Source organism: Bacillus sp. B15-48 (assembly GCF_016879755.1).
Classification (GTDB): Bacteria; Bacillota; Bacilli; order Bacillales; family Cytobacillaceae; genus Mesobacillus_B.
The window spans coordinates 56,940-80,480 of the sequence record NZ_WOFU01000004.1 but is presented as its reverse complement, the minus strand read 5'-3'; the positions used below and the strand labels follow the sequence as shown (position 1 = coordinate 80,480).

Annotated in this window: 23 protein-coding genes and 1 riboswitch; of the genes, 3 read left to right on the top strand and 20 right to left on the bottom strand. The window is 37.5% G+C overall.

The genetic code is table 11. The features are described from left to right. Positions 1–3 precede the first annotated feature (3 nt). From GNT69_RS13765 to GNT69_RS13705, 13 genes are all read right to left on the bottom strand, one after another. On the bottom strand, positions 4–1,281 hold the full coding sequence (locus GNT69_RS13765) for a TRAP transporter large permease (protein WP_203555561.1): 1,278 nt from the start codon (positions 1,279–1,281) through the stop codon (positions 4–6). After that, entirely contained in the window at positions 1,278–1,844 is a 567-nt protein-coding gene (locus GNT69_RS13760) for a TRAP transporter small permease (protein WP_203555560.1), read from the bottom strand. Before GNT69_RS13760 ends, GNT69_RS13765 begins: the two co-directional genes overlap by 4 nt. Before the next feature lie 140 nt (positions 1,845–1,984). Then, a complete protein-coding gene (dctP, locus tag GNT69_RS13755; RefSeq protein WP_203555559.1) occupies positions 1,985–3,076 on the bottom strand; it encodes a TRAP transporter substrate-binding protein DctP in 1,092 nt (363 codons plus the stop codon). 67 nt (positions 3,077–3,143) lie between these two features. Then, positions 3,144–5,120: an oxidoreductase gene (locus GNT69_RS13750; protein ID WP_203555558.1), complete on the bottom strand. Its 1,977-nt coding sequence runs from the start codon at positions 5,118–5,120 to the stop codon at positions 3,144–3,146. A gap of 184 nt (positions 5,121–5,304) precedes the next feature. Next, positions 5,305–6,780 carry an aromatic ring-hydroxylating oxygenase subunit alpha gene (locus GNT69_RS13745; RefSeq protein ID WP_203555557.1) on the bottom strand — a complete coding sequence of 492 codons (1,476 nt, stop codon included), beginning with the start codon at positions 6,778–6,780 and terminating at the stop codon, positions 5,305–5,307. Positions 6,781–6,827: 47 nt separating this feature from the next. Next, complete coding sequence (locus GNT69_RS13740) at positions 6,828–7,805, bottom strand: NAD(P)H-quinone oxidoreductase (protein WP_203555556.1); 978 nt, start codon at positions 7,803–7,805, stop codon at positions 6,828–6,830. A 46-nt stretch (positions 7,806–7,851) separates the two neighbouring features. Then, on the bottom strand, positions 7,852–9,030 hold the full coding sequence (locus tag GNT69_RS13735; protein WP_203555555.1) for an acyl-CoA dehydrogenase family protein: 1,179 nt from the start codon (positions 9,028–9,030) through the stop codon (positions 7,852–7,854). Between the two features lie 31 nt (positions 9,031–9,061). Further along, positions 9,062–9,904 carry an enoyl-CoA hydratase gene (locus tag GNT69_RS13730; protein ID WP_203555554.1) on the bottom strand — a complete coding sequence of 281 codons (843 nt, stop codon included), beginning with the start codon at positions 9,902–9,904 and terminating at the stop codon, positions 9,062–9,064. A 27-nt stretch (positions 9,905–9,931) separates the two neighbouring features. Then, on the bottom strand, positions 9,932–11,038 hold the full coding sequence (locus GNT69_RS13725) for an acyl-CoA dehydrogenase family protein (RefSeq protein ID WP_203555553.1): 1,107 nt from the start codon (positions 11,036–11,038) through the stop codon (positions 9,932–9,934). Positions 11,039–11,476: 438 nt separating this feature from the next. Further along, the gene (pdxR, locus tag GNT69_RS13720) at positions 11,477–12,913 is read right to left on the bottom strand and encodes a MocR-like pyridoxine biosynthesis transcription factor PdxR (protein ID WP_203555552.1); all 1,437 of its coding nucleotides are present in this window, start codon (positions 12,911–12,913) and stop codon (positions 11,477–11,479) included. 135 nt (positions 12,914–13,048) lie between these two features. Next, positions 13,049–13,243 carry a hypothetical protein gene (locus tag GNT69_RS13715; protein WP_203555551.1) on the bottom strand — a complete coding sequence of 65 codons (195 nt, stop codon included), beginning with the start codon at positions 13,241–13,243 and terminating at the stop codon, positions 13,049–13,051. 276 nt (positions 13,244–13,519) lie between these two features. After that, positions 13,520–14,521: an LLM class flavin-dependent oxidoreductase gene (locus GNT69_RS13710; RefSeq protein ID WP_203555550.1), complete on the bottom strand. Its 1,002-nt coding sequence runs from the start codon at positions 14,519–14,521 to the stop codon at positions 13,520–13,522. 78 nt (positions 14,522–14,599) lie between these two features. After that, positions 14,600–15,070, bottom strand: a complete 471-nt coding sequence (locus GNT69_RS13705; protein WP_203555549.1) for a 2-thiouracil desulfurase family protein — start codon at positions 15,068–15,070, stop codon at positions 14,600–14,602. Positions 15,071–15,286: 216 nt separating this feature from the next. On the opposite strand from GNT69_RS13705, the gene GNT69_RS13700 reads away from it, so the two are divergent. Beyond that, the gene (locus GNT69_RS13700) at positions 15,287–16,672 is read left to right on the top strand and encodes a class II fumarate hydratase (RefSeq protein WP_203555548.1); all 1,386 of its coding nucleotides are present in this window, start codon (positions 15,287–15,289) and stop codon (positions 16,670–16,672) included. 158 nt (positions 16,673–16,830) lie between these two features. On the opposite strand, the gene fabF is transcribed toward GNT69_RS13700, so the two are convergent. Then, the gene (gene fabF / locus GNT69_RS13695; RefSeq protein WP_203555547.1) at positions 16,831–18,072 is read right to left on the bottom strand and encodes a beta-ketoacyl-ACP synthase II; all 1,242 of its coding nucleotides are present in this window, start codon (positions 18,070–18,072) and stop codon (positions 16,831–16,833) included. A gap of 171 nt (positions 18,073–18,243) precedes the next feature. Here fabF and GNT69_RS13690 point away from each other — a divergent pair, with 171 nt between their 5' ends. After that, positions 18,244–18,510, top strand: coding sequence for a DUF2533 family protein (locus GNT69_RS13690; protein WP_203555546.1), 267 nt, complete (start codon positions 18,244–18,246; stop codon positions 18,508–18,510). An 87-nt stretch (positions 18,511–18,597) separates the two neighbouring features. On the opposite strand, the gene GNT69_RS13685 is transcribed toward GNT69_RS13690, so the two are convergent. The 6 genes from GNT69_RS13685 to GNT69_RS13665 all read right to left on the bottom strand — a co-directional run bounded on the left by GNT69_RS13685 (position 18,598) and on the right by GNT69_RS13665 (position 22,981). Beyond that, positions 18,598–19,413, bottom strand: a complete 816-nt coding sequence (locus tag GNT69_RS13685) for an undecaprenyl-diphosphate phosphatase (RefSeq protein WP_203555545.1) — start codon at positions 19,411–19,413, stop codon at positions 18,598–18,600. Positions 19,414–19,502: 89 nt separating this feature from the next. Further along, positions 19,503–19,670 (bottom strand): hypothetical protein, encoded by a 168-nt coding sequence (locus GNT69_RS13680; RefSeq protein ID WP_203555544.1) that lies wholly within the window; start codon positions 19,668–19,670, stop codon positions 19,503–19,505. 109 nt (positions 19,671–19,779) lie between these two features. Then, the gene (locus GNT69_RS25880; RefSeq protein ID WP_275411218.1) at positions 19,780–19,902 is read right to left on the bottom strand and encodes a hypothetical protein; all 123 of its coding nucleotides are present in this window, start codon (positions 19,900–19,902) and stop codon (positions 19,780–19,782) included. 13 nt (positions 19,903–19,915) lie between these two features. Further along, on the bottom strand, positions 19,916–22,330 hold the full coding sequence (locus GNT69_RS13675; protein WP_203555543.1) for a heavy metal translocating P-type ATPase: 2,415 nt from the start codon (positions 22,328–22,330) through the stop codon (positions 19,916–19,918). Between the two features lie 84 nt (positions 22,331–22,414). Further along, positions 22,415–22,621, bottom strand: a complete 207-nt coding sequence (copZ, locus tag GNT69_RS13670; RefSeq protein ID WP_203555542.1) for a copper chaperone CopZ — start codon at positions 22,619–22,621, stop codon at positions 22,415–22,417. Between the two features lie 21 nt (positions 22,622–22,642). Beyond that, positions 22,643–22,981: a metal-sensitive transcriptional regulator gene (locus GNT69_RS13665; RefSeq protein ID WP_239094253.1), complete on the bottom strand. Its 339-nt coding sequence runs from the start codon at positions 22,979–22,981 to the stop codon at positions 22,643–22,645. Positions 22,982–23,189: 208 nt separating this feature from the next. Continuing rightward, positions 23,190–23,275: riboswitch (cyclic di-GMP riboswitch) on the top strand. Between the two features lie 112 nt (positions 23,276–23,387). Here GNT69_RS13665 and GNT69_RS13660 point away from each other — a divergent pair. Further along, entirely contained in the window at positions 23,388–23,525 is a 138-nt protein-coding gene (locus GNT69_RS13660) for a hypothetical protein (RefSeq protein ID WP_203555540.1), read from the top strand. Positions 23,526–23,541 lie beyond the last annotated feature (16 nt).

Genomic DNA, 23,541 nt, shown 5'->3' with positions numbered 1-23,541 from the left:
TGTCTAACTACTATACGGTAAAAATGTAACAATTTGTGGGAAAACAATTAATAGAACAATTGTCAGTAGTAAAACAAAAATGAATGGGATTGAACCATAAAATACCTTCTCGACTGGGACACCTGACTGCTGACTAGTAACAAATAAATTGATTCCTACCGGAGGTGTAACTAGTCCGATTTCAAGTAATAACACGATAAAAACGCCTAACCATAACGGGTCAAAGCCAAGGCCAGTAATCAACGGAAATACAATCGGTAAAGTAAGCAATAACGAAGCAAATAAATCCATAAACATTCCCAGTGCTAGATAAACAAGGATGACGAAAAGTAACACCATATACGGTGATAAGTTTGCGTCTTTAATAGCTGTTAAAATATCCACGCCAATTCTTGTCATTGTAATATAATAAGAAAAAATATATGAACCAACGACGATGATAAAAATCATACTTGTTTGCTTAACCGTGTCAATTAAGCAATCCATAATACTTTTCATATTTAATTTTCTGTATACAAGACCAAGTATGAGCGCACCAAAAGCTCCAAAAGCTGCTGATTCTGACGGCGTGGCAATTCCAAAATAAATGACAGATATAACAAATGCGACCAATAATACTGTAGGAATAACTTTAATAAGTGATTTAAAACGCTCTTTATAAGAAAATTTTTCTGTGCGACTGTTTTGCTTAATTCCAACTATAAAAACAGTAAGACATAATAATAAAGCCAACAGGATTCCTGGTAGAATACCTGCGACCAATAATTGACCAATCGATGTTTCTGTTTGAATTCCATATAAGATTAACGGAATACTCGGTGGAATCATTACGGCTAAAGTTCCTGTTGATGAAGCAACAAGGCCTGATGAGAATGATGGTGAATAGTTGGATTGAACCATTTTAGGGACAGCAATCTGTGACATAACGGATGTAGCAGCTAGACTTGAACCTGATAACGTTCCAAATCCCGCACTTCCAAAAACAGTTGCAATCCCTGTTCCACCTGGTAAATGACCAATCCATTTCAAGATACAGTCGAAAAAATCATCCGCCACTTTACTTTTTGAAATAAAATGAGCCATGAGGATAAATAATGGGATAGAAACAAGCGTATAATTACTCACACTTCGATAAGCCGTTACAGAAAGGAATCCAACCAATGATTCTGTACCTAATGTCGTAATCATCCCAATTGATCCAGTAACAAGTAAGACCATTCCGATTGGCATGCCAATTAATAACAACCCAATTAATAAAATCAGACTGAGAAAAACCATCATTTCACCTCTTCCTTAGCTTCGTAACCGTTTTCATTTATTCGAGGATTAACAGAAAATTCATCCGCTTCTACCTGCTCCTCATCATCTCCCTTTATAAGGAAATACGTTTCCAAAATGGTACGAAGCGAAAAAACGAAAATTCCGATTGAGACAATCAAAATAGCGGGTCCTATTGGATAATCCAGCAAACCACGAGACGTTGATCCAGCAACAAGATGGCCTACACCTTCTTTAAGGTTTAAGTAACCCATATAAACGAAAACAATTAACCCTAGTAAATTGGTTATGATGTTTAAAATTCTTTTTGGGCTTTTTGTTAACTTTTTTAAAAAAATATCCACTTTAATATGAGCTTTGTGTTGGAGTGTATAACTAATTCCTAAATAAACAACCATTGGCATTAAATATTCTTCTGCCATTTCCATAACGCCTGGCAACGGATTACTAAAGAAGCGGAGAGAGGCATCCAAGAAGATAATTAACATCATCCCAAATAACGTAATTGCTGCTAACCGGATTAAAAGATAATCTAGTTTATCCACCCAAATATTTAATCTTTTCATATAAAAACTCCTTATAAATTAGTTTTAAAGAACACCAAGAGAGTGGAGTATTAAGTTTTATGTACTTGTTCCCCTTGTTCATTCAATCATTTAATGAACAAAGGGAACCAGTTAGCTGTAATGAAACTTAAATTTAAAAATTAATTATTTGCTCTGAATTTTTCAACTTCTTCAAGTAGCATATCGTAAGCTTGATTCAATTGTTCATCGTTCTTTTGTTCTAACCAATACTGATTAAACTCTTCAAATACTTTTTCCCACTCTGCCATTTCTTCTGGCGTTGGTTCAAACAAATTGACATCCCCGTCTGCTATCCACCTTTGCTCTCTTGCCGCCGTTTCTTCATCAAATGCTTTTCCTCCGCTGCTTGAAACTTCCTCACCAGCTTGCATCATCGCTTCTTGAACATTAACTGGCAAGCTTTGAAACAATGGTTCACCAATTAATAGACCTGTCGACCCGGCTGAAGCACCGATATTCAACGTACCGTAATTACTTATTTCTCTATAACCATAAGATGTGTCCGTAGAAGCGTAAGCAAGTTGAGCATCAACTGTTCCACGTTCATACGCTTCATATACATCAGGCAATGCTAATGGTACTCCGGTTGCACCAATAAATTCAGCTAAATTTGTCTGCATTCCAGACCCTGTTTTTAATTTCACTCCCTTTAAATCTGCAGGTACGCGAATTTCTTCTTTTGAAAGAATATCGTATGGAGGAGTTGTTGTGACCACTAAAGGTCTTACCCCATTACTTAAAAAATCGGATTGCAACAAAAAATCATCTTGAATCAAGTTCCAAGCTACGGTTGATCCTTCTAAAGCGGAATTAAATACTCCAGGCAAGCCAAATAAATTATGAGCAACTGGCATTTCATTGGGGAAAGCTGAGAACGTAAACATACCAATGTCAATTGCTTTATTATTAACTAATGTAATATAATCCGATAAGCTTCCTAATTGGCCAGCAGGATACCATTCAAATTGAATTTGCCCGTCGGTTAATTCGGTCACGCGATCCATCCACGCTTTGTAAACATAGACAGAATCATCATCTTGTTCAGGTGTCACAGTAGCAACTTTTAATGTAATTTCTTCTTGACTATCATTCCCTCTCGTTTCTTCTTCCCCGGCACCTTCTGTACCGCTTGTTGAACCTGAACTACATGCAGTCATTATGAGAAACAATACGAATAACCAACTAAAGATAATTGCTTTCTTTTTCATCATTGACCCTCCTCAAAGTTATGTTTCATTTTAAAAATGAGATTTTAATATTGAAATTCGATTCTTATTTTTATTCAATCGTTAATGCTGCGTTAAATCCCGCGTGTACTGCTTTCCCGGTAGAACTAGGTGAAATGCTGTCACTTAAAACCATCGCTGATTTGTATTTTCCAACAATTCTATTGACGAGCGGGTTTTCTCTAGTTCTGCCAAAAGCTGCGACGATAGTGTCGGCAGGAATTTCAATGATTTCCCCATCAGCTGTCTTTGCTTTCAACCCAGTTTCCGTCATTTCTATAACTTCATGGTTTGTTACGACCTGTACCCCATATTCTTCATATTTAAAAGTGAGCGGATTACGAATTTCGAGTAAAGCATCTGGGATAATCGAATCGCTTTTTTCTACCACCGTCACCTTTTTCCCTTGTATTGCAAGCTCTAAAGCAAAGTCACATCCAGACTTTGAACCACCGGCAATGACAATGTTTTCACCTTTAATAGTTTCGGGATGAAGGTGTGCCCTCATTACTTCAACAACATTTTCTCTATTAATCCCTGTGATATTTGGAAGAACCGGTTTTTCACCGATAGCAAAGATAATTTGATCGGCGCACTCCAACTCAACTGAATTTTCTGTTATTTCAGAATTCAAGTGAACTTCGACTCCTAAATTTTTCAATTGACGTTCATGCCATGCCTTAAACTTTTGCAATCTACTTTTATAAGAAACTTTAGAAGCGATATTTAAATTTCCACCCAACTGGACGCTCTTTTTGTAAAGAGTAACTTGATGTCCGCGTTCTGCCGCCGCTCTTGCTGCCTCTATTCCAGCAGGTCCACCACCAATTACTACCACATTTCTTGGTGTCTCGACTTTTTTATTAGGGAAGATTCCTTTTGCTACGAATTCTGGAAAATGTAGTTCGTAGTTTACTTGTGGATGAACCGCACAAGAAATCCCTTTTGCCTGTTGGATATTACCAATGCAGTATTCATTACAAAAGATACAAGGGCGAACCTCCTCTGGTTGATTGCTCTTTAACTTATTTGGAAATTCAGGATCAGCAATTAAAGGACGACCAAACTGTGCAAAATCAAATTTCCCCTCGCCAATAAGTTGATCTGCAGATTCTGGAGAATGCGTACCAGCGTTAATAATCGGAACGTTGACGACCTTTTTAATTGCCTCTGCCGCGTGTGCCATACTAGAAATCCCATGATAAACAGTTGGAGTAATCCATTGTTTACGTTCATATGCACCTAAGTCGATATCAAAGGCGTCAACCCCTAGTTTTTCTAAATATTTTATCATTTCAATACTTTCTTCTAATGTTCTTCCACCCTCAAAATCATGATAGGCTGCCATCCGAACTGTGATTGGATATCCTGGACCGACTACGTCGCGAATTGCATAGTAAGCTTCTTTTATAAAGCGCATCCGATTTTCAAAACTTCCTCCGTATTCATCTGTCCGTTTGTTCCAAAGTGGTGTCATAAACTGATCCAGAATATACCCACCATGGGCATGGATTTGTAAACAATCAATTCCAGCATCTAATGCACGTTTTGCCGCTCTTCTATAAGAGCCGACGAGGTCATGAATCTCTTCAACAGTCAAGGCACGACAAAGCTTATCAGGTTCTCTAAATGCTGGCACCGCTGAAGCAGATACCATTTCTCCATCTTCAAAAGTAAAAGCATTTCGCCCAAGCCCAATACTTATTTGCATCGCTGCTTTTGCACCATGGGCATGAATCACATCTGCAAGTATCTTCCAGCCCTCCGCCTGTTCATCTGTATCAACAATAGCTTTATGTTTTAGCCAAGGGTCCGTTTTATTTGTAATGTATTGGGCTTCAATCGTAACAAGCCCAACCCCACCTTTTGCCCGCGCTTCATAATATTCAATCTGTGTTTTCGAAGGAGTGCCATCAGGATTGTCTAAAAAACTCCCCATTGGGGACATCGTAATACGATTCCTTACCTTCATATTTCCGATATAACCAGGTTCTAATAGATTTTTATAAGTATTTTCCAACTTTTGCACCGGCTCCACCCTTTACCATCGTTTTTTACTATTCATCCTAGTGGCAGTTTTACACTTTCCAATCAATTAGTAAATGAAGGATGACTGAAAAGTTTTATATACTACATCAGCCACCCGTTCATTAATTACAACATGCTAAAGTTCTTCTCAGTGAATGTGTTATTGATTGTGAATTTTTCAAAATTCATTTAAACTTCTTCATGTACATATCATACTCAGCATAAAACTGTTGCAGTCTGCGCTCTTGCTCACTTAAAACAATTTTATTTCCAAGCGCTTTTGAACCTAAGCCAGCTTGAACTCCTGTAAGCTGCTCAATATCCTGGTCAAGCAAGCGTCCCATTTTCGTATTGTCCATGTCTGTGTATTCTCTTTCTGGACGGGTCTCACCGCTAATATCTGCATCTGGATCAACGCCAAATGTTGCTGAAAACACAAACGGCTTTCTCGCGCCTGGCTTCAATTTCGCACTTAGAACAGTAATATCATAGATGGATAGATTTGGGTCCGTCGGATGAGGACGGAAGCGTTGTACAAGCATTCCTTCGGGATACGCGTTAAATGTGATATTTGGAAACCAAGTAATGTTCCAGTTATCAACGACTTGACTATCAGACATTTCACTATAATCTAAACCAAAGGCATTATCTGGTTTACGTTTTTTTTGTTTAATCGCTTCACGCACATCATCTGCTTTGCCAGGAAATGTATCTGGATCAATACCAGCATCTCTAAGCATAATTTTAAGGAAGTCATTTACTGTTTCATGGTCTTTTTGTCGTTTACTAACAAGTCCACGAGGAACAATCATGCGATTATGACCATTCTTAAAAAAGTCATATTGACCAAAATGATCATCAATCGTATAAACCCCTTGCGGATGCGTTTGGTGAAGATGGTACATTTCCTGGAATGCATCTAATGTTGTTTTCCAGTTCGCTGGCATCACCATCTGTGTATCTTTAATAACATGCATATCTTCCATTTTATATGGCCCCATAATATTAATCATTTCACCCATATATTCTTCAAATGGAACTGGGTCTTCATCCATGTTAATGAAAACAAATCCACCCCAAATATGGGTTTTGACCGTTGGCAAATCAAGGTTTTGACACAAGATTTCCGGCGCGAAGGTCTCGCGGTCGGTGATGCGGGCATTCTTTCCTTCTAGTGTAAACATCCATGAATGGTAGTTACATGTGAAGCTTTTTGCCCCTTTTCCAAAACCTTCATTTACTAATCGGTTACCGCGGTGTCGACAAACATTGTACATTGCATGGACTGAATCTTCACTACTGCGGGTGATAATAAATGATTCAGGGCCAATATCGAACTTAAACCAATCCCCTATTTCTGGAATATCAGATGCTCTTCCGGCGACAAGCCATGTTTTCTGCCAAAGTGTTTCCCATTCTTTTTTCATCACTTCATGGCTTGTATATAGTTCAGTAGGGATTTGGCGGTAATGAGCAATATTCGGATACAGTTCATTCAATCTCTTCTTAGGTTTAGCATCTAAAGAATGGGGTGCACAATCTGGTTCAATCATGAAATCTTCCGGATCACCGAGTGGTGGATTAATTTTCTGGTTCGTTCTCCGTGTTCTTTCAACCAACTCTTCAAAATTTGACATAACCTTTTTAAAATCTGTACTCATAATTTCTCTACTCCTTTTAGCTTAATAATGGGGTTTTCAATCCAAAATCAATCAATCTTTAACACGATTTTTCCAATATTTTTATTTGCCTCCATTACCTGATGAGCTTCATTCACATCGTGCCAACTCATCACTTGGTCAATAACAGGAATCAATTTACCATTTTTAAATTTTTCCTCAGCAAAGCTAAAAAACTTTTTCGTTAATTCGATTTTGTCAGCTTTCGAACGAGCACGTAAAGTTGAACCAATGAAATGAATTCTCTTAAACAAAAGTTGTAGTAAATTAACTTCCGAGAGCAAGTACCCACCTAAACCACCAATGAATATCCACCGCCCATCTGTACTTATCGAATTCATATTCTCCTGCCACATCGAGGCGCCAACAGGATCTAAAATCACATCAACACCTTTATTCGAAGTGAATTCAACAAGGCCATTCGAAAAGTCGCCGTCTTTATAGTTAATTAAGTACTCCGCGCCAAGATTTTTACAAACATTTAACTTTTTCTCTGACCCAGCAGTAACGACTGAGATGGCACCCCATTCTCGTACAAGTTGTATCGCTGCAGTGCCGACACCACTTGCTCCTGCATGGATAAGGACATGTTCACCAGCTTTAACACCAGCTAGAACAGATAAATTTAAAAATGCTGTTAAGTATGCTTCCGGAATGGCTGCGGCTTCGGTATATGATAAATTGTCCGGTATTCGCATCGCCATTCCTGCAGGAATTACCACTTTTTCTGCATAGCCACCTCCAGGTAGTAACGCAAAAACTCGGTCACCAACTTCCCAGTCTTGGACACTTCTTCCAACCTTCTCAACAGCACCAGCCATTTCTAGACCAAGGATATCTGATTCTCCTTTTGGGGGTGGATACATTCCGTTTTTCTGAGCAATATCTGCACGATTCAAGGCAGTCGCCTTCACGGACACTAGTAAGTCATTGTCCCCTAGTTGCGGCTCACTCGAGTCACCTATGTAAAGGTGATTTGATGAATCCTTAATTAAAACTGCTTTCATTAAATTTCATTCCCTTTTTATTCAAAATTATTTGTAATTACTGATGCTATCTTGGCATTCCTAAAATTCTTTCAGCGATTATATTTTTTTGAATTTGTGATGACCCAGCAAAAATTGTTTCAGCTCGTGAACGAATAAAGATTTCTTGGAATTTCCCATTTAAAATTCCATCTTCTTTCCAATACGTACTATCAGAACTTTGAATTTCCATCGCTAGTTCACCAAATCGCTGGTGATACTCACTCCAATATAATTTTTGGATGGATGTTTCGGTCCCAAGTTTTTTGTTGTTAATTAATTTATTTGCCGTTTTTAATCCTAAAAAGCGAAGGATTTCGACTTCAATATAAGCTTTTGCTAGCTGTTGGCGATAATAAGAATTTGCAAAATAAGTATCTTTATCGATTACTAACTCATCACTTAAACGCACTAATTCACTTAGTTCTTGCTTGAATCTAGCGTGTTTCCTGAGCGTATCGCTTCCACGTTCGTATGATAGCGCTCTCATTGCTACCTGCCAACCATTGTTCACTTCACCTAAAACAGCGTCTTTTCGTATTTTCACATCATCAAAGAATACTTCTGAAAAGTCATCACGTTCTCCACCCATCTGTATTAGAGGTCGAACAGTGATACCAGGAGTTTCCATCGGAACGAGGAAACAGGTGATTCCCTTATGTTTTGGGGCATCTGGATCTGTTCGTGCTAATACGATACAATAATCTGCAAATTGGGCCCAGCTGGTCCAAATTTTTTGACCGTTAATTACCCATTCATCACCTACTAACTCTGCCTTTGCGCTTAATGAAGCTAAGTCTGAACCCGCATTCGGCTCAGAAAAGCCTTGGCACCAAACTTCCTCACCTGCAAGAATTTTTGGAATAAAGCGGCGCTTCTGTTCTTCTGTCCCAATTTCCAGAAAAGTTGGACCAACAATATTTGTACCTATCAAATTTAGTCCTCTAGGTGCATCAGCTCTCCCTAACTCTTCATTGAAAATGATTTGATATACTTGGTCTAACCCTTGGCCTCCGTACTCTTTATCCCAAGTAATCCCAGCATATCCAGCTCTGTAAAGTTTTTTCTCCCATTCTAACTTTTCCTTTGCTATTTCTTCATAATTTTTGTTTTGATTTACTATGTTTGAAGGAGATAGATTCTCGCGAATCCAATTGCGCGCCCGAAGTCTGTATTCCTCCTGTTCTTGTGTAAAAGAAATATCCATTGATTAAACCTCCGGTGTATTATTTTTTCATTCATTTATTGCTGTTTTCACTGAATTGTTCATCACGAGATTGAATAAACTGTTTTACACTGCCTGCTTTCTCTCGGTTCGCATCCAAGAGCGTTAAGGCCTCATCTGTTCGATGCACAAGAATATGTGTATCAAAATGTGCATTTAGTGAGTTCGAAAATCCCATAATATCCATTGTTCTGTTAATTGAATGCTTAATCATTCCAACTGCAAAAGATGGCATTTTTGCGATATGTTCGGCCATCGCTAATGTCTCTTCCTCTAGCTGCTCTAGTGGAACCACTTTATTTACCATTCCAAACTGTAATGCCTGCTCAGCATTCAATAAATTCCCTGTTAATAACAATTCTTTAGCGATGCGCGGCGGTAAAACCCAAGGATGACAAAATACTTCCACAGCTGCAGCACCCATTCTCACAACTGGATCTCCGAATTGAGCATTGTCCGCAGCAACAATCAGATCACACATATTTGCAAGCATAAATCCTGCTGCCACACAGTGCCCTTGAACTTGTGCAATAACTGGTTTTTTCATACGCCAAGGCTTTAAAGTCTTTTCATAAAAGTATTCTTTTTCATATTCCCACTTGCCTTCTGTATTTGCCGCTCTGAATAATGCTCCTTCTTCAACAGGGTATGTTTTTAAATCATGACCCGAGCAAAAGGTTGGGCCTGCACCCGCAAGGATGACAACTTTTACTTCCTGATCTTTTTCAGCAACTTGATAGGCTTCGTGCATTTCCTCAATCATTCGACCATTTTGAGCATTTCTTACTTCCGGTCGATTCATCGTTATTTTTGCAACTCCACCTTTTTTCTCATATAAAATCGTTTCGAATTTCATTTCATTTCCCCTATCTTCACTTTGAATTCATATTTTTAGTGGATTTAGCAAAAATTCTTTTTCCATGTATTTAGCAATCTGTTCATTATGATAATAGGAATCCCCTAACAAAATTGCACTTCTACGTGACCGTTTAAAATATAAATGGACATCGCTTTCCCATGTAAAGCCAATACCCCCATGGATTTGAATAGAAGTGCCAGTGATTTTATTACTCGCGTCCGAAACATATGATTTTAAAAGCGGAATAACTCTTTCTCTTTCTTCGTTATTTGTATCAACAGCCCATGTTGCATAATCAAGTGTAGACTTGCTACTTTCTAATAAAAGGTACATTTCTGCCGCCAGATGTTTAATCGCTTGGAATTTAGAAATTGCCTGACCAAATTGTTTCCTTTCATTTGCATAATTTACAGTGATTCCGAGAATTTCTTCACTCCCACCAACCATTTCTGCACAAAGCAAAAGCCTAGCAAACATTTTCATTTCTTCATAAATTTCTGAACCATCATTCTCTGAACCTATCAACTGATTTCTTGTTAGTCGATAACCATTTAGTTGAACATTATATAGAGGGTACGTCTGATCCATTGAATCGCGTTTAACTTTCGAAATATTCGGACTATTAATATTGAAGATTGCTATACACTCTTGGTTTGAATCTAGTGAAACCCTTGCCAACATATAATCACAATCGTTTGCAAAAGGAACACCAGTAAATTCTCCAGTAACAATAAAACAATCAGCGTCCCGCTTCATTTTAATACTTGACTTTTCCCATGCAACTGTCGCGACCTCCTCGCCACTTATCAATGAATCAGCAATTATACCTTTTTGATACTTATTCAATATAAAAGAGGCAACATGGTTTTCGAGAAGTGGAAAAGGAAGCAACGCCCGACCAGCCTCATAGGCAATTATAACTGAGTAGATTACGCCTTCCATTTTATTTTTCCTGCGATCCCAAGTTGTTGTTCCTAGAAGTCCTTGATTAGCTAATAGCTTAATAAGAGTTGAAGGAATCTTTTCCCCTTCTACAAACTTCCTTACCTCTGTTATTGGAAATTTACTTTTAAAAAGCTTATTCACTGTATCTTGGAGTAATTTTTCGTCATCACTATAATCAAAATTCATTAGGTTCTCTCCTTTATATTTTCATTCTTTGAATAGAGAAGTGACCGGAATGAAACCCTTCGAAAGACACTCTCAATTAACCAACCTTCCGACAACTCTAAACATACAACAATTTTATATATATAATTTTATTTTATATATCAAACTTAATTTTAAATATAATATACATAAAATTCAGAAAAATGTCTATATATAATTTGAAAAACGATTAAAATAATTTGAAAAACGATTAAAATAATTTGAAAATTTACATCGTTATAAAGTGAAACTTCAATCAGTGGGGGTCATACAGCCAGTTAACCTGCGCTAAATTTCACTCATACCGAACCCACGAAAAAACGCAAAAAACATTAATGTTCTTTGCGTTTCTTTTTATCAGTATTTCCATTTATGTTCACTGTGTTTTCAATAGAATCTCCCAACCTTACATTATGCGCATCATTGGCGGATGGTATGGTAAGCATCTGCAAATCTTTTAATCCCTTCATTAATGGCACTTTCATTTTCACGAGAAAAAGTAAAACGAATAAAATTCTTATTCGACCCCAAAGTTGAACCAGGAGTATAAATAACTCCTTTTTTGATCGATTCTTCAAGTAATTGTGCCTCATTAGATTCTTTTTTTAGTCGGCACCATAAATGAATTCCTCCTTGCGGGATATCAAAATCAACGTAATCCTGTAAATAATGTCTAAGACTAATGACTAGTTGATTTCTTCTATTTTCTAGTTGTTTGACTAGACTATTAATATGAATATCAAAACATTCTGATTCCAAAAAATCATTCGCAATCCATTGCGTAAAGCTAGCATGCCCGAAATCAACTTGTTGTTTAGCATCCGATAAACGTTCGATTACCGATTTTGGTCCAATAATCCAGCCTATTCGCAGTCCTGATGCAACAATTTTTGACAAAGAACTAATGTACAATACATTCCCATGCTGATCCAGTGACTTTAGCGTTGAGACCTCATTTCCCGTATAGGATGTTAAGCTATAAGGGTCATCCTCAACAATAGGAATTCCATGTTCGGATGATATTTCAAGTATCCTTTCCCTCCTCTTTTTATGAAGAAAAGCCCCTGTTGGGTTTTGAAAAGCAGGATTTAAAAAGATCATTCTAATTCTGTGTTTTTTATGTATAGAAAGTAACTCTTCCGGGTCGATTCCGTCCTTATCTACTGGTAAAAAAAAAGGTCTGAGTCCCGCAGATTTAAAAACTGGAAGACTGTAGTGGTAGGAAGGCTCCTCTAGTGCAATTGCATCTCCTGGCTTTAATAAACATTGAACAACTAGGTATAATGCTTGTTGAGCTCCAGATGTAATCAGGATAGACTCTGGGTTTGTATCAATGCTCCGGTACCTTCGAACATGGTTCGCAATGGAATTCCTTAAGATTGCATTTCCTTGTGGATGATCATATCCAAGACTACCAATAAAAGACCGATTTGAAATAATCTCCCGTAAAGAAGTAAGCGGAAAAAGATCTTCTGATAATTCACCACTAGCTAAATTAATTAATTTATGCTCTGCCATTTCCTTACGAATTCTTTGCATGACAGGCACATTAGGTAAAAAGGAACCTGCTTCAATATACCTATTCCAGCTTGGCACACGTTTTTTGGTCAATCCCCATATGTCCTTGCTTATCATTGTCCCGCTTCCTCTTTTTCTTTCAATAAGCCCATTTGCTTCGAGCTCATCAAAAGCAGCGACCACTGTGCTTCTGTTTATAGAAAGCTCACTAGCAAGGTACCTTTCTGATGGCAGTGGTTTATCTAACGGAAAAGTCCCATTGGCTATTCCATTTTCGATATATTCAGCTAGTTGTTTATAGATAGGCTTTTTTAATTTTCTGTTTGGTTTCCAATCCATTGTCTACATCCTTTTTTAAAATATAGATCCTCCTTCTACGAACCCTTGATACAATGTCATTCGAAAACTGACAATTCCATACTGTGAAAAATAGCCTATCATCTCATAAGATAATAGGTGATTATAACATATTTTTTAAATAAACCATTGGATGTACAATCCGACAGCAATAATCGAGAGGATAATTACTACAGTATAAATAACAGTTAAGTTCGTAGTGTTTCTTTTCGTTTCCTTCCGATAAGCCTCATCACCTTTTCCGGCTATTACTAACGTGGATATAAAAGAAATCAGTAAAATGAGGATGACTGAAATAATGGCAAAATTCATGATACACCTCTTATTTTTAAATAATTTTTCTAGAATATAACTATAGGAACGGTCATCTTAAATTTTAATCGAATCTATTTTAAAAGAATACTTTTATTTTAGGCTAAATATTTAAATAATGAACCATCCAATTAATCGTAATTTTGACCATCCACTTTACTTTCACGAACTCCTTGAGCTGATTGAAACCAATAATAAGGGAATATCCAATAGATCGGCTTTCACCGACCTATTGGATATTCCCAAGAGTAAAAAATCGTCCTCTCGTTTGCCAGCTTATTTCTCAGTAGTAATTTCTTTCAGTATCTCATACGAACGTTTTTGTTTTTCAGGATCAAAGATATAAGAAACAGCCATGATTTCATCAACATGATAATTTGTTTGGAAACTTGTTAACTGCTCTCTGACCGTTTCTTTGCTTCCAAGTAATGTCATACTGGACATTGATAAAGCCATTTCTCTCTCCATTGGACTCCAAATGTCATCCATTCTTTCAACTGGAGGTTGTAAGAACATTTGCGAACGGCGAATAACATTAAGTTTAAATTGATGCATCGTTGTCGATAAAAATACTGCTTCATCATCACTTTCAGCTGCAACGACATTTAAACAGACCATCATATATGGATGATCTAAATAGGTGGATGGTTTAAATCGCTTTCGGTAAATTGAAAGCGCCTCTTCCATATATCTTGGAGCAAAGTGGGAAGCAAACACATATGGCAACCCTAAATTTGCTGCTAAATAAGCTGAATCCGTTGATGATCCTAGAATATAAATCGGAACCCTTGTTCCAACTCCAGGATAAGCTTTTACATCTCCTTGTTCTTCTTCAGGACCAAAATAAGTTAACAATGCGTTCACATCTTCTGGAAAAGTGTAGACCGAATCATTTTGCGACCGCCTTAGGGCGCCAGCTGTCATCATATCCGTTCCGGGTGCACGTCCAAGACCTAAATCTACACGATTTGGATAAATGGTTGCCATCGTGCCAAATTGTTCCGCTACCATTAATGGAGAATGATTCGGTAACATGACTCCCCCTGATCCAACACGAATATGACTCGTGTTTTCTAACGTATGTTTAATTAAAATTGACGTTGCCGAACTGACAAGTGTTGGTGTATTATGATGCTCTGCAATCCAATATCTTTGATAACCCATTTTCTCCGTCGCTTGTGCTAAAACAACCATCGCATCAATGGCATCTTTTGGTTGTTCGCCTTCTCGAATGGGAGCAAGATTTAATACAGAAACTGGAATATTAATATTTGCCATTTAAATTTCCTTCCTTAATAAAGATTCAATTCTATATTAACAATCAAAATTCAGAAATGACATTAAACTGCTTACCATCTAACCGTTGATTTCATCATCAAGCTGTTCTTCAGAAATGACGCGAAACCCATGTCTTTTTAATAAAGCTGATGTGACACCATTCCCTGCTACTTTCGTTCCAGTAAATTTCCCATTGTAAATCATCGTACTTCCGCAAGAAGGACTATTCTCTTTTAAAACTACAAAAGTAGCATTGATTTCCTGTGCCTTTTCTAATGTTTTGTATGCCCCTTTTATGAAGAAATCTGTTACATCCTTGCCTGACTGATTGACAACTCTTGCTTTTCCGTCTAATACATCCTCCCCATCACCACTAAGGATTTCAGCAGGTTCTCTAGGAATTGACAATCCACCAACGACTTCTGGGCAAATTGAAACGGCTTTTTTCTCGTCAATCAATTTGCGTATTTTTTTATGTAAGCAATCGGTTCCATTATATCTGACGGCTAGTCCAGCTAAACAGGAACTTACCAAAATTCTCTCATTCATATCATGCACTCCCCTTACAAAAAGAATAAAACAGCAAACGAAATCATTTTCATTTTATTCATCAATTCTTAATTATTTTACCCATCACCTCCCAACACCTTTCTTTTTTTATTCTTTTCATAATAATGATTTCTACAAATCCCTATTTTTTCGCATTAGATTAGGAAATAATAAATATATGTATAGCTACTTAATTTTGCGAAAAAGGAGAATAAAATGAGTTCATTTAATCAATTTCGTGAAGAATATGATGCCTTAGGGAAAATCATGGTTCCAACCGAGGCGTATTATGGATCACAAACACAACGAGCAGTAGAAAATTTCCAAATAAGCGGGATTCGGCTCCCTCGTACTTTTATTAAAGCACAAGGCATTATAAAGGCATCAGCAGCTTCTGTACATAGAGAATTAGGTAAACTATCTAACGATATGGGGCAGGCGATTATTACGGCAGCCGAAGAAGTCATTGCTGGGAAATGGGATGAACAATTTGTAGTTGATGTCTATCAGGCTGGTGCTGGTACATCACAAAATATGAATGCGAATGAGGTCATTGCTAATCGAGCAACACAATTATTACATAACTCAACAAATCCTCAACGCGTTCATCCGAATGACCATGTAAATATGTCACAATCAACAAATGATACCTTTCATTCAGCCTTGAATATAGCTGCAGCAGAAAATCTCAAGCAACAACTACTTCCAGCCATTTCTCAATTGAACCAATCGCTTGAAAGAAAATCAGAAGAGTTTATGCCCATTTTGAAGGCAGGGCGTACACATCTACATGATGCCGTACCGATTCGGTTAGGAAATGAATTTTCTGGATATGCGGGAACAATAAAAGAAGCATACAAGCAGATAGAAATGACACTTGATTCATTGTTTGAAATTGGGTTAGGCGGAGGTGCGGTCGGCACTTTAATAAACACAGATCCGAACTATCCGCCAAAAATCATTCAAGAGATTCGGAAGCGTACAAATTTGCCGTTTCGTGAACCAGCCAATATGTTTGCCTTCATGCAAAATACAAGTGCGGCTATTCGTTTAATCCAATCATTAAAAGAATTAGCCGTTCATTTAATAAAAATCACGAGTGATTTACGTTTATTAAGCTCAGGTCCTAGAACCGGTTTAGCAGAAATCACCCTTCCTTCTGTCCAACCCGGTTCAACAATTATGCCCGGGAAAGTAAATCCAGCAATCTTAGAAATGACACATATGGTTTGTTGCCAAATTATCGGATACGAAGCCGCTATTGCGACTGCAGGTATATCTGGACAATTAGAAATCAATGTCATGATGCCAGTGATTGCTTATACTTTACTTCAATCGATTGAATTAATGTCTAATGCCATCCCTACACTAGTTACGAAATGCATCAACGGTATTCAAGCTAAAGAGGAAGTGTGTAGAGGGTTTATGGAAAACAGCCTTTCTCTCGTAACTGCTCTTAGCCCTAAAATGGGCTATGACCTCGCTTCACAAATTGGAAAACAAGCGGATGAAGAAAATAAAACGATTAAACAAATCCTCAAAGAAAAGGGATTGCTCACTGAAGAGATTGAACAACTTTTAGATCCTGAAGGGATGGTATAAACAAAACCTCCATCAGAGAAGGCTCATTCACTCAGCCTTACTCGTTAGCTTGAAGTTGGGGTCTTACTGCCAGTTAATCTGCAATCAACGTTTTCAGAGCTTCAAGTCAAAAATATCCATCCTATTGTTCATAGGATGGATATTTTTCTTTTTCTTGTCTACTTATTAAACTTTTTAAAAATTAATGTTGCATTATGACCACCAAAGCCTAATGAATTGGATAAAGCAACCTTTATCTCCTTATTCCTCGCTATATTCGGAACATAATCTAAATCTAATTCTTCATCAGATGTTTCATAATTAATCGTTGGCGGAAGGATTCCATCTTTAATCGCTAAAACAGAAAAAATGGCTTCTATTGCTCCGGCAGCGCCTAGTAAATGCCCAGTCATTGATTTTGTTGAACTAATGGATAATTTATAAGCGTGGTCAGCAAATACTTCTTTGACTGCTAAGGTTTCGTATAAATCATTATAAGGTGTACTAGTCCCGTGAGCATTAATATAATCTACATCTTCACCAGATAAATTTGCATCACGAAGAGCTAATTTCATTGCTCGTTGTGCTCCTTCACCATTAGGTGCTGGTGTTGTAATATGATGGGCATCTCCTGTAGCTCCATAACCAACTAACTCCGCATAAATTTTTGCCCCGCGCATAAGAGCGTGATCAAGCTCCTCAAGTATGAGAATACCTGCACCTTCAGCGATGACAAAACCATCTCGATTTTTATCAAATGGGCGGCTTGCAGAATTTGGATCTGGGTTCGTTGATAGAGCCGTCATATTTGTAAACCCTGCAACCGTCATTCCAGTAATCGCCGCTTCTGTTCCACCAGCAATCATCAGATCGACTTCCCCGTTTTGAATCACTCTATATGCATCTCCAATTGAATTCGCTCCTGATGCACAGGCAGTTACTGAACAATTATTTATCCCTTTTGCACCAGTTTCAATCGATACACGACCAGATGCCATATCTGGAATGAACATTGGAATTGTAAAAGGATTTACTCGGCGAGGACCTTTCTCAAAATAGCGAATGTGTTGTTCTTCGAATTCTGCTACACCACCAATCCCAGAACCAATCCACACACCAACGCGTTCTGGGTCTACATGCTCCCCGATAACAATTTCTGCATCTTGAAGGGCCATCTTGCTTGCAGCAATAGCAAACTGGGTAAAGCGGCCCATCCTCCTCGTTTCTTTGCTATCAATATATTCCTCAGGTAAAAAGTCTTTTACCTCGCCAGCAACTTTAACGCTTGTTTTCTCGGTATTAAACTTAGTAATTGGTCCAATTCCAGAAATTCCATTTTTAATATTCGCCCATGTTGAAAAAACATCGTTTCCTAACGGTGTAACAGTTCCTAGGCCTGTGATGACTACTCGTTTTTTCATGTGTCTCTCCCTTATCGATTTTTAATGACTAGGTTCTAATAGCTAAAAACATATTTAACATTATACCATGTTTTAAATGTGCTTCATTAATAGAATGATAATTAATTTATATAATTCATGGCATTAGTATATGATATACTAGATAAAAACTATTCTAGGGGAGTCACAAAAATGAGTGTTCATAAAGATTTAATTAAACATGCAAAGAATCAGCATGAAGAATATCAGGAATTTTTAAAATTCGATCAATTGCGTGAAACTTATATTGAAGAAGCAATCAAATTATGCAAACAAGGTCAACCATTTTCAACTAATAAAATTAACCAAGTAAGCAAAAAGATGAACTCTTTAGGTCTACGGATGCTACCAAAAAGAAAATATGTTACCAATGAAATGGTTCAAAAATATGTACAATCTTTACAAAAAGAAACCACTTAAATGTTAAGTGGTTTCTTTCGTTAGCTTTTTAGGTGTTTTTTCGAGCTACCCTAATACATTATGCAATGATCTATTTTATCCTAGTTGCTATGCGAAAATTAAAACAGCAGCACCAACTACAAAACAATAAATACTAAAGTAAATCAGATTTCCTCTAGCCATAATTCCCATGAACCATTTTAAAGAAAAATAAGACGCAATGAAGGCCACGATGAAAGCCACCAAGTAAGGAATCATTAATTCTCCTATGTTTGGATCATTTGCTAAGTCTGTAATACTTAGCAATGTGCCCCCTAGACTAACCGGAATGTAAAGTAAAAAGGAAAAACGGAGAGCTGTTTCTTGTTTCATCCCTAATCCCATAGAAGCGACAATCGTTGCTCCTGAACGGCTAATTCCTGGTATTAACGCAACAGCTTGAGCGAGCCCAACAATCACTGCATCTTTAAATGTGATTTGTCCGTCTTGCTTTCTTCCTCTTAAATTACGAATAAGAAACAGAGCTAAACCTGTTACTATTAATGTAATCCCAACAATTTGTACTCCTTTTAATGCTTCAGAGATCACGTCACCCAATGCTACGCCAACTATACCAGCAGGAATGGTAGCAACAACTAAGTAGACAATGAACATAAAATCCGCTTTGCTTTCTTGGTTTCTCGTGATAATGAATGAAACACCATTCTTTGCCAAACGAACAATATCTTCTTTATAAATAATAAGCACAGCTAAAAGAGAGGCTGCATTGACAAGAAGTTCAAAAGACAAACTATCCGTATCAATTCCCATAAAGTATTGCGCGAGAACAAGATGACCACTAGAAGAAATAGGAATAGGTTCTGTAAAACCTTGCAATAAACCTAAAAACAAGTATTTCAATAAGATTAGTAAATTTAACTCCATAAAAGCTCTCCTTATTATTAATAACTAGCACACATGTTTTTTATTTTAACATATAGAGAAATGAATCGTGTAGATTTTTTATAGATTCATTAAAACCAATAGGTAATTGTATCAAGTACACCAATGGCAATAAAAGAAAAAGCTACTAGTTTTTGAATGGTATTGCCTAGTTTTCTACTTTTCTTTAATAATGACCCATCTAGCCCAAGATAAGAAATAATCCCCGCAAAAACTAAAAACTGGTACAGACGTCCCAATCGCAAACACGGATGGCAAGATTGCTCCATTGGAAGTACTTAAGACGAGAGGCATCAAAAGAGAAAAGAACTCGAGCGGTCTCTCGAGTTCAGAATCATTATAATTGTTCTAATGAGCAACTTCCTCATGTGGAGGCGTAGAATCAGGCTGAATAACTGTCGAATAAATTCCATAGCTTGCTATAACTACAAGCAAGTAAATCATTCCTGCAATCGTCCACTTTTTAATCATCAAGCCAGCTCCTCTACAGTTTTACTTTTTGTAGTCTTAGAGCATTTAAGACTACCGATACGGAACTAAAAGCCATTGCCGCTCCTGCTAACCACGGTGCGAGGAATCCCATAGCTGCAACTGGAATACCTAAAGAATTATAGCCTAAAGCCCAACCTAAGTTTTGCTTAATATTCCGAATCGTCTTCTTACTCATAAAGATCGCATCAGCAATACCGTTTAAATCTCCACGTATAAGTGTGATGTCAGCTGCTTCCATGGCAACATCTGTACCAGTCCCAATCGCCATACCAATATCAGCAACGGCGAGTGCAGGCGCATCATTGATTCCATCTCCAACCATCGCCACTTTTTTTCCTTGATTCTGGAGTTTCTTTACCTCTTCTGCCTTTCCTTCTGGCAAGACCTCAGCAATCACAGTGTCAATACCAGCTTCATTTGCAATCGCATTAGCTGTTTGTTGATTATCCCCAGTGATCATAATGACTTCTAAACCCATGTCTTTAAGGCGTTTTACGGCCTCTTTTGACGTATCCTTAATCGTATCTGCAACAGCGACCACACCAGCAAAAGTTCCAGCAATAGCTACAATCATTGCTGTCTTTCCTTCCCGTTCAAGAGAATCCATTTTCTCTAAAGCTTCATTTATAGGAATCTCATATTTCTTCATTAGTTTTCTTGTTCCTACTAACACCTCTTTACCATCAACCACGGCCCGAATTCCAAAGCCAGGAATGGCGTCAAATTCTGCAACCTCTTTAAGGGCCATTCCTTTCTCTTTAATTCCCGAAACGATCGCCTCCGCTAACGGATGCTCTGATTGTTTTTCAGCCGAGCCAACAAACACAAGAAATTCGTCTTCGGAAAAACTTGAAGGAATTACATCTGTTAATACGGGCTTTCCATTTGTAACCGTTCCCGTTTTATCTAATAGAACAGAAGTAATATGATGTGTGGCTTCTAAATGTTCTCCCCCTTTAAAGAGGATTCCATATTCTGCTGCACGTCCAGAACCAGCCATAATGGATGTTGGTGTAGCAAGACCAAGAGCACATGGACAAGCAATCACGAGTACAGATATCGTTTTTTCTAATGCTCCGGCAAAATCCCCTGGCATAGCAACAAAATACCAGATGATAAAAGTTAAAACCGCGATGCCCACAACTATCGGAACAAACACACCTGAAATTTGATCAGCCATTCGTTGAATCGGTGCTTTTGAGCCTTGAGCTTCTTCAACTACTTTGATGATTTGATTAAGTGCCGTATCCTTACCGACTTTTGTCGCCTCAATTTTTAAAAAACCATTTTTATTAATGGTGGAACCAATCACATCATCGCCGATGCTTTTATCGATTGGCACACTTTCTCCTGTCAGCATTGATTCGTCAATAGCTGATTGTCCTTGAACGATCATTCCGTCGACTGGAATTTTTCCTCCCGGTTTGACATGAATAATATCACCAACGACAACATCTTCTAAAGGCACTTCCTGTTCGATTCCATTTCTTTCGATGGTGGCCGTTTTTGCTTGTAATCCCATTAATTTTTTGATTGCTTCTGAAGAACGACCTTTTGCTCTAGCTTCAAATAGCTTTCCAAGAATAATGAGTGTGATCAGAACCGCACTCGTTTCATAGTAAAGTTCGACCATATGAACATTTTGGCCAATAGAAGCAAACGATAAATAAAGGCTGTAAAAATAGGCCGCAGAGGTACCCATCGCCACGAGCACATCCATATTAGCACTTTTATTTTTTAATGCTTTATAAGCACCAACATAAAATTGTTTCCCAATGATAAATTGTACTGGTGTCGCTAAGGCGAGTTGTACCCATGGATTCATAAACATATTAGGAACATAAATAAAAGAAGTAAATGAAAAATGACCTACCATCGCCCAAAGCAACGGAAATGATAAAATCGCAGAAAAAATAAACTTAGCCGTTTGCCGTTCAATTTCCTGTTGCCGTATATCCGTTTTCTCCTGTTGATTGTCTTCCTTTAAACTCGCCCCATATCCGAGGGCTTCAATTTTTTTAAGAATATCATTTTTTGATAGAACAGAAGAATTATATTCAATGTTGGCTGTTTCTAATGCAAGGTTTACACTTGCATTTGAAACACCATCTAGTTTATTTAGCCCTTTTTCAATTCTGGTTGAACAAGCCGCACATGTCATTCCGGTGATATCGAATTCAGCTTTTTCAGTAACAACTTCATAACCTAAATCTTTTACTTTTTTCTCAAGAGCCTGTACCGTAGTAACAGCTGAATCAAACTTGATCGAGGACCGTTCTAGTGCTAAATTCACACTGGCCTCTTCGACTCCCTCAACTTTCTTTAATCCTTTTTCAACCCTAACCGCGCAGGCAGCGCATGTCATTCCTGAAATTTGCATCGTTGTTTCTTTCATCTTTTTACTCATGCTGGCACCCCCAATACCTGTATAGGGTATGTATTTTAATGAAAAATAACGTGCTAAACGAATTAGCACGTATTTATCTTTTTATTAGGCAACATCGTATCCTTGATCATCAATGGTTTCTTTAATTTTTTCTAATGATACAATTGCGTTGTTAAACTCCACTTCAACTGTTTTAAATTCAAGATTTACTTTTACGCCGTTAATCCCTTCCAATGCACCAACACTGCCTTCTACTGCTTTTACACAATGTCCGCATGACATTCCGCTTACATTTAATGTTACTTTTTCCATAACGCAAACTCCTCTCAATCCTTATTTTTTCATTAACCTTTGAATGGTGACAAGCAATTCATCGACAATTTCATCGTCGCCATCCTGAATACGTTCAACGACACAACTTTTCATATGTCCTTCTAATAAAATTTTTGCGACACTATTTAGAGCTGCTTGTGTTGCGGAAATTTGTGTAATGACATCATCACAATAAGTATCCTTTTCAATCATTCCTTTTATTCCTCGAATTTGCCCTTCAATACGATTTAACCTTGTAATCATGTTGGCTTTTAGTTTATCAGAATGATGGCTTTTCCGAGCAGAATCATTAGAAATACAATGATCATTACATTTCTCTGGAACGATTTTAGAATCCATGATTTCCATTACACCACCTCCTCAAAAGGATACTACCATACCCCTCTATAGTATGTAAAGGAGGTGTGTTTAATCTTCATAAATTGTTCATAAAGAATAGCTGTGATAAATGACATTTCCATCACTTCATTCATTCTTGTATTATAAATCTTTTATAAACTTTTTACTGGATAAAAATAACTTTAAGTGATAAAATTTAAAAAAACATTATTGATAAAGGCAAATCCATTGAAAAGTGGAGACGCAAAGCTATAGGGGCTAAAGTATAAGATACCACGCTAGCCAGCTACCGATTATGAAGAAAGGCTAATCCCTTTGAGCAGCTATTTGAAACGAGCATCAAGGATCTCAATATATAATTGGTATCTGGAAAGCCTTATACTTCCCTTATATTGAGGAGGGAACCATGAGTAATTTAGAGATTCTGACGTTAATTGAGAAACTTGGCCAACTATTTACTGAATATAATAATTGCGAAGATCCAAAATTAAAAGAAAAAATATATAAAGATATTCAATTAATCGGCCGCGCGATTGATGTGTAATCAACCTTTTATAAAA

Coding starts and splice junctions, on each gene's coding strand:
- GNT69_RS13765 (WP_203555561.1), bottom strand. CDS start 1,281: ATGATGGTTTTTCTCAGTCTGATTTTATTAATTGGGTTGTTATTAATT.
- GNT69_RS13760 (WP_203555560.1), bottom strand. CDS start 1,844: ATGAAAAGATTAAATATTTGGGTGGATAAACTAGATTATCTTTTAATC.
- dctP (WP_203555559.1), bottom strand. CDS start 3,076: ATGATGAAAAAGAAAGCAATTATCTTTAGTTGGTTATTCGTATTGTTT.
- GNT69_RS13745 (WP_203555557.1), bottom strand. CDS start 6,780: ATGAGTACAGATTTTAAAAAGGTTATGTCAAATTTTGAAGAGTTGGTT.
- GNT69_RS13740 (WP_203555556.1), bottom strand. CDS start 7,805: ATGAAAGCAGTTTTAATTAAGGATTCATCAAATCACCTTTACATAGGT.
- GNT69_RS13735 (WP_203555555.1), bottom strand. CDS start 9,030: ATGGATATTTCTTTTACACAAGAACAGGAGGAATACAGACTTCGGGCG.
- GNT69_RS13730 (WP_203555554.1), bottom strand. CDS start 9,904: ATGAAATTCGAAACGATTTTATATGAGAAAAAAGGTGGAGTTGCAAAA.
- GNT69_RS13725 (WP_203555553.1), bottom strand. CDS start 11,038: ATGAATTTTGATTATAGTGATGACGAAAAATTACTCCAAGATACAGTG.
- pdxR (WP_203555552.1), bottom strand. CDS start 12,913: ATGGATTGGAAACCAAACAGAAAATTAAAAAAGCCTATCTATAAACAA.
- GNT69_RS13715 (WP_203555551.1), bottom strand. CDS start 13,243: ATGAATTTTGCCATTATTTCAGTCATCCTCATTTTACTGATTTCTTTT.
- GNT69_RS13710 (WP_203555550.1), bottom strand. CDS start 14,521: ATGGCAAATATTAATATTCCAGTTTCTGTATTAAATCTTGCTCCCATT.
- GNT69_RS13705 (WP_203555549.1), bottom strand. CDS start 15,070: ATGAATGAGAGAATTTTGGTAAGTTCCTGTTTAGCTGGACTAGCCGTC.
- GNT69_RS13700 (WP_203555548.1), top strand. CDS start 15,287: ATGAGTTCATTTAATCAATTTCGTGAAGAATATGATGCCTTAGGGAAA.
- fabF (WP_203555547.1), bottom strand. CDS start 18,072: ATGAAAAAACGAGTAGTCATCACAGGCCTAGGAACTGTTACACCGTTA.
- GNT69_RS13690 (WP_203555546.1), top strand. CDS start 18,244: ATGAGTGTTCATAAAGATTTAATTAAACATGCAAAGAATCAGCATGAA.
- GNT69_RS13685 (WP_203555545.1), bottom strand. CDS start 19,413: ATGGAGTTAAATTTACTAATCTTATTGAAATACTTGTTTTTAGGTTTA.
- GNT69_RS25880 (WP_275411218.1), bottom strand. CDS start 19,902: ATGATTAAAAAGTGGACGATTGCAGGAATGATTTACTTGCTTGTAGTT.
- GNT69_RS13675 (WP_203555543.1), bottom strand. CDS start 22,330: ATGAGTAAAAAGATGAAAGAAACAACGATGCAAATTTCAGGAATGACA.
- copZ (WP_203555542.1), bottom strand. CDS start 22,621: ATGGAAAAAGTAACATTAAATGTAAGCGGAATGTCATGCGGACATTGT.
- GNT69_RS13665 (WP_239094253.1), bottom strand. CDS start 22,981: ATGGATTCTAAAATCGTTCCAGAGAAATGTAATGATCATTGTATTTCT.
- GNT69_RS13660 (WP_203555540.1), top strand. CDS start 23,388: ATGAGTAATTTAGAGATTCTGACGTTAATTGAGAAACTTGGCCAACTA.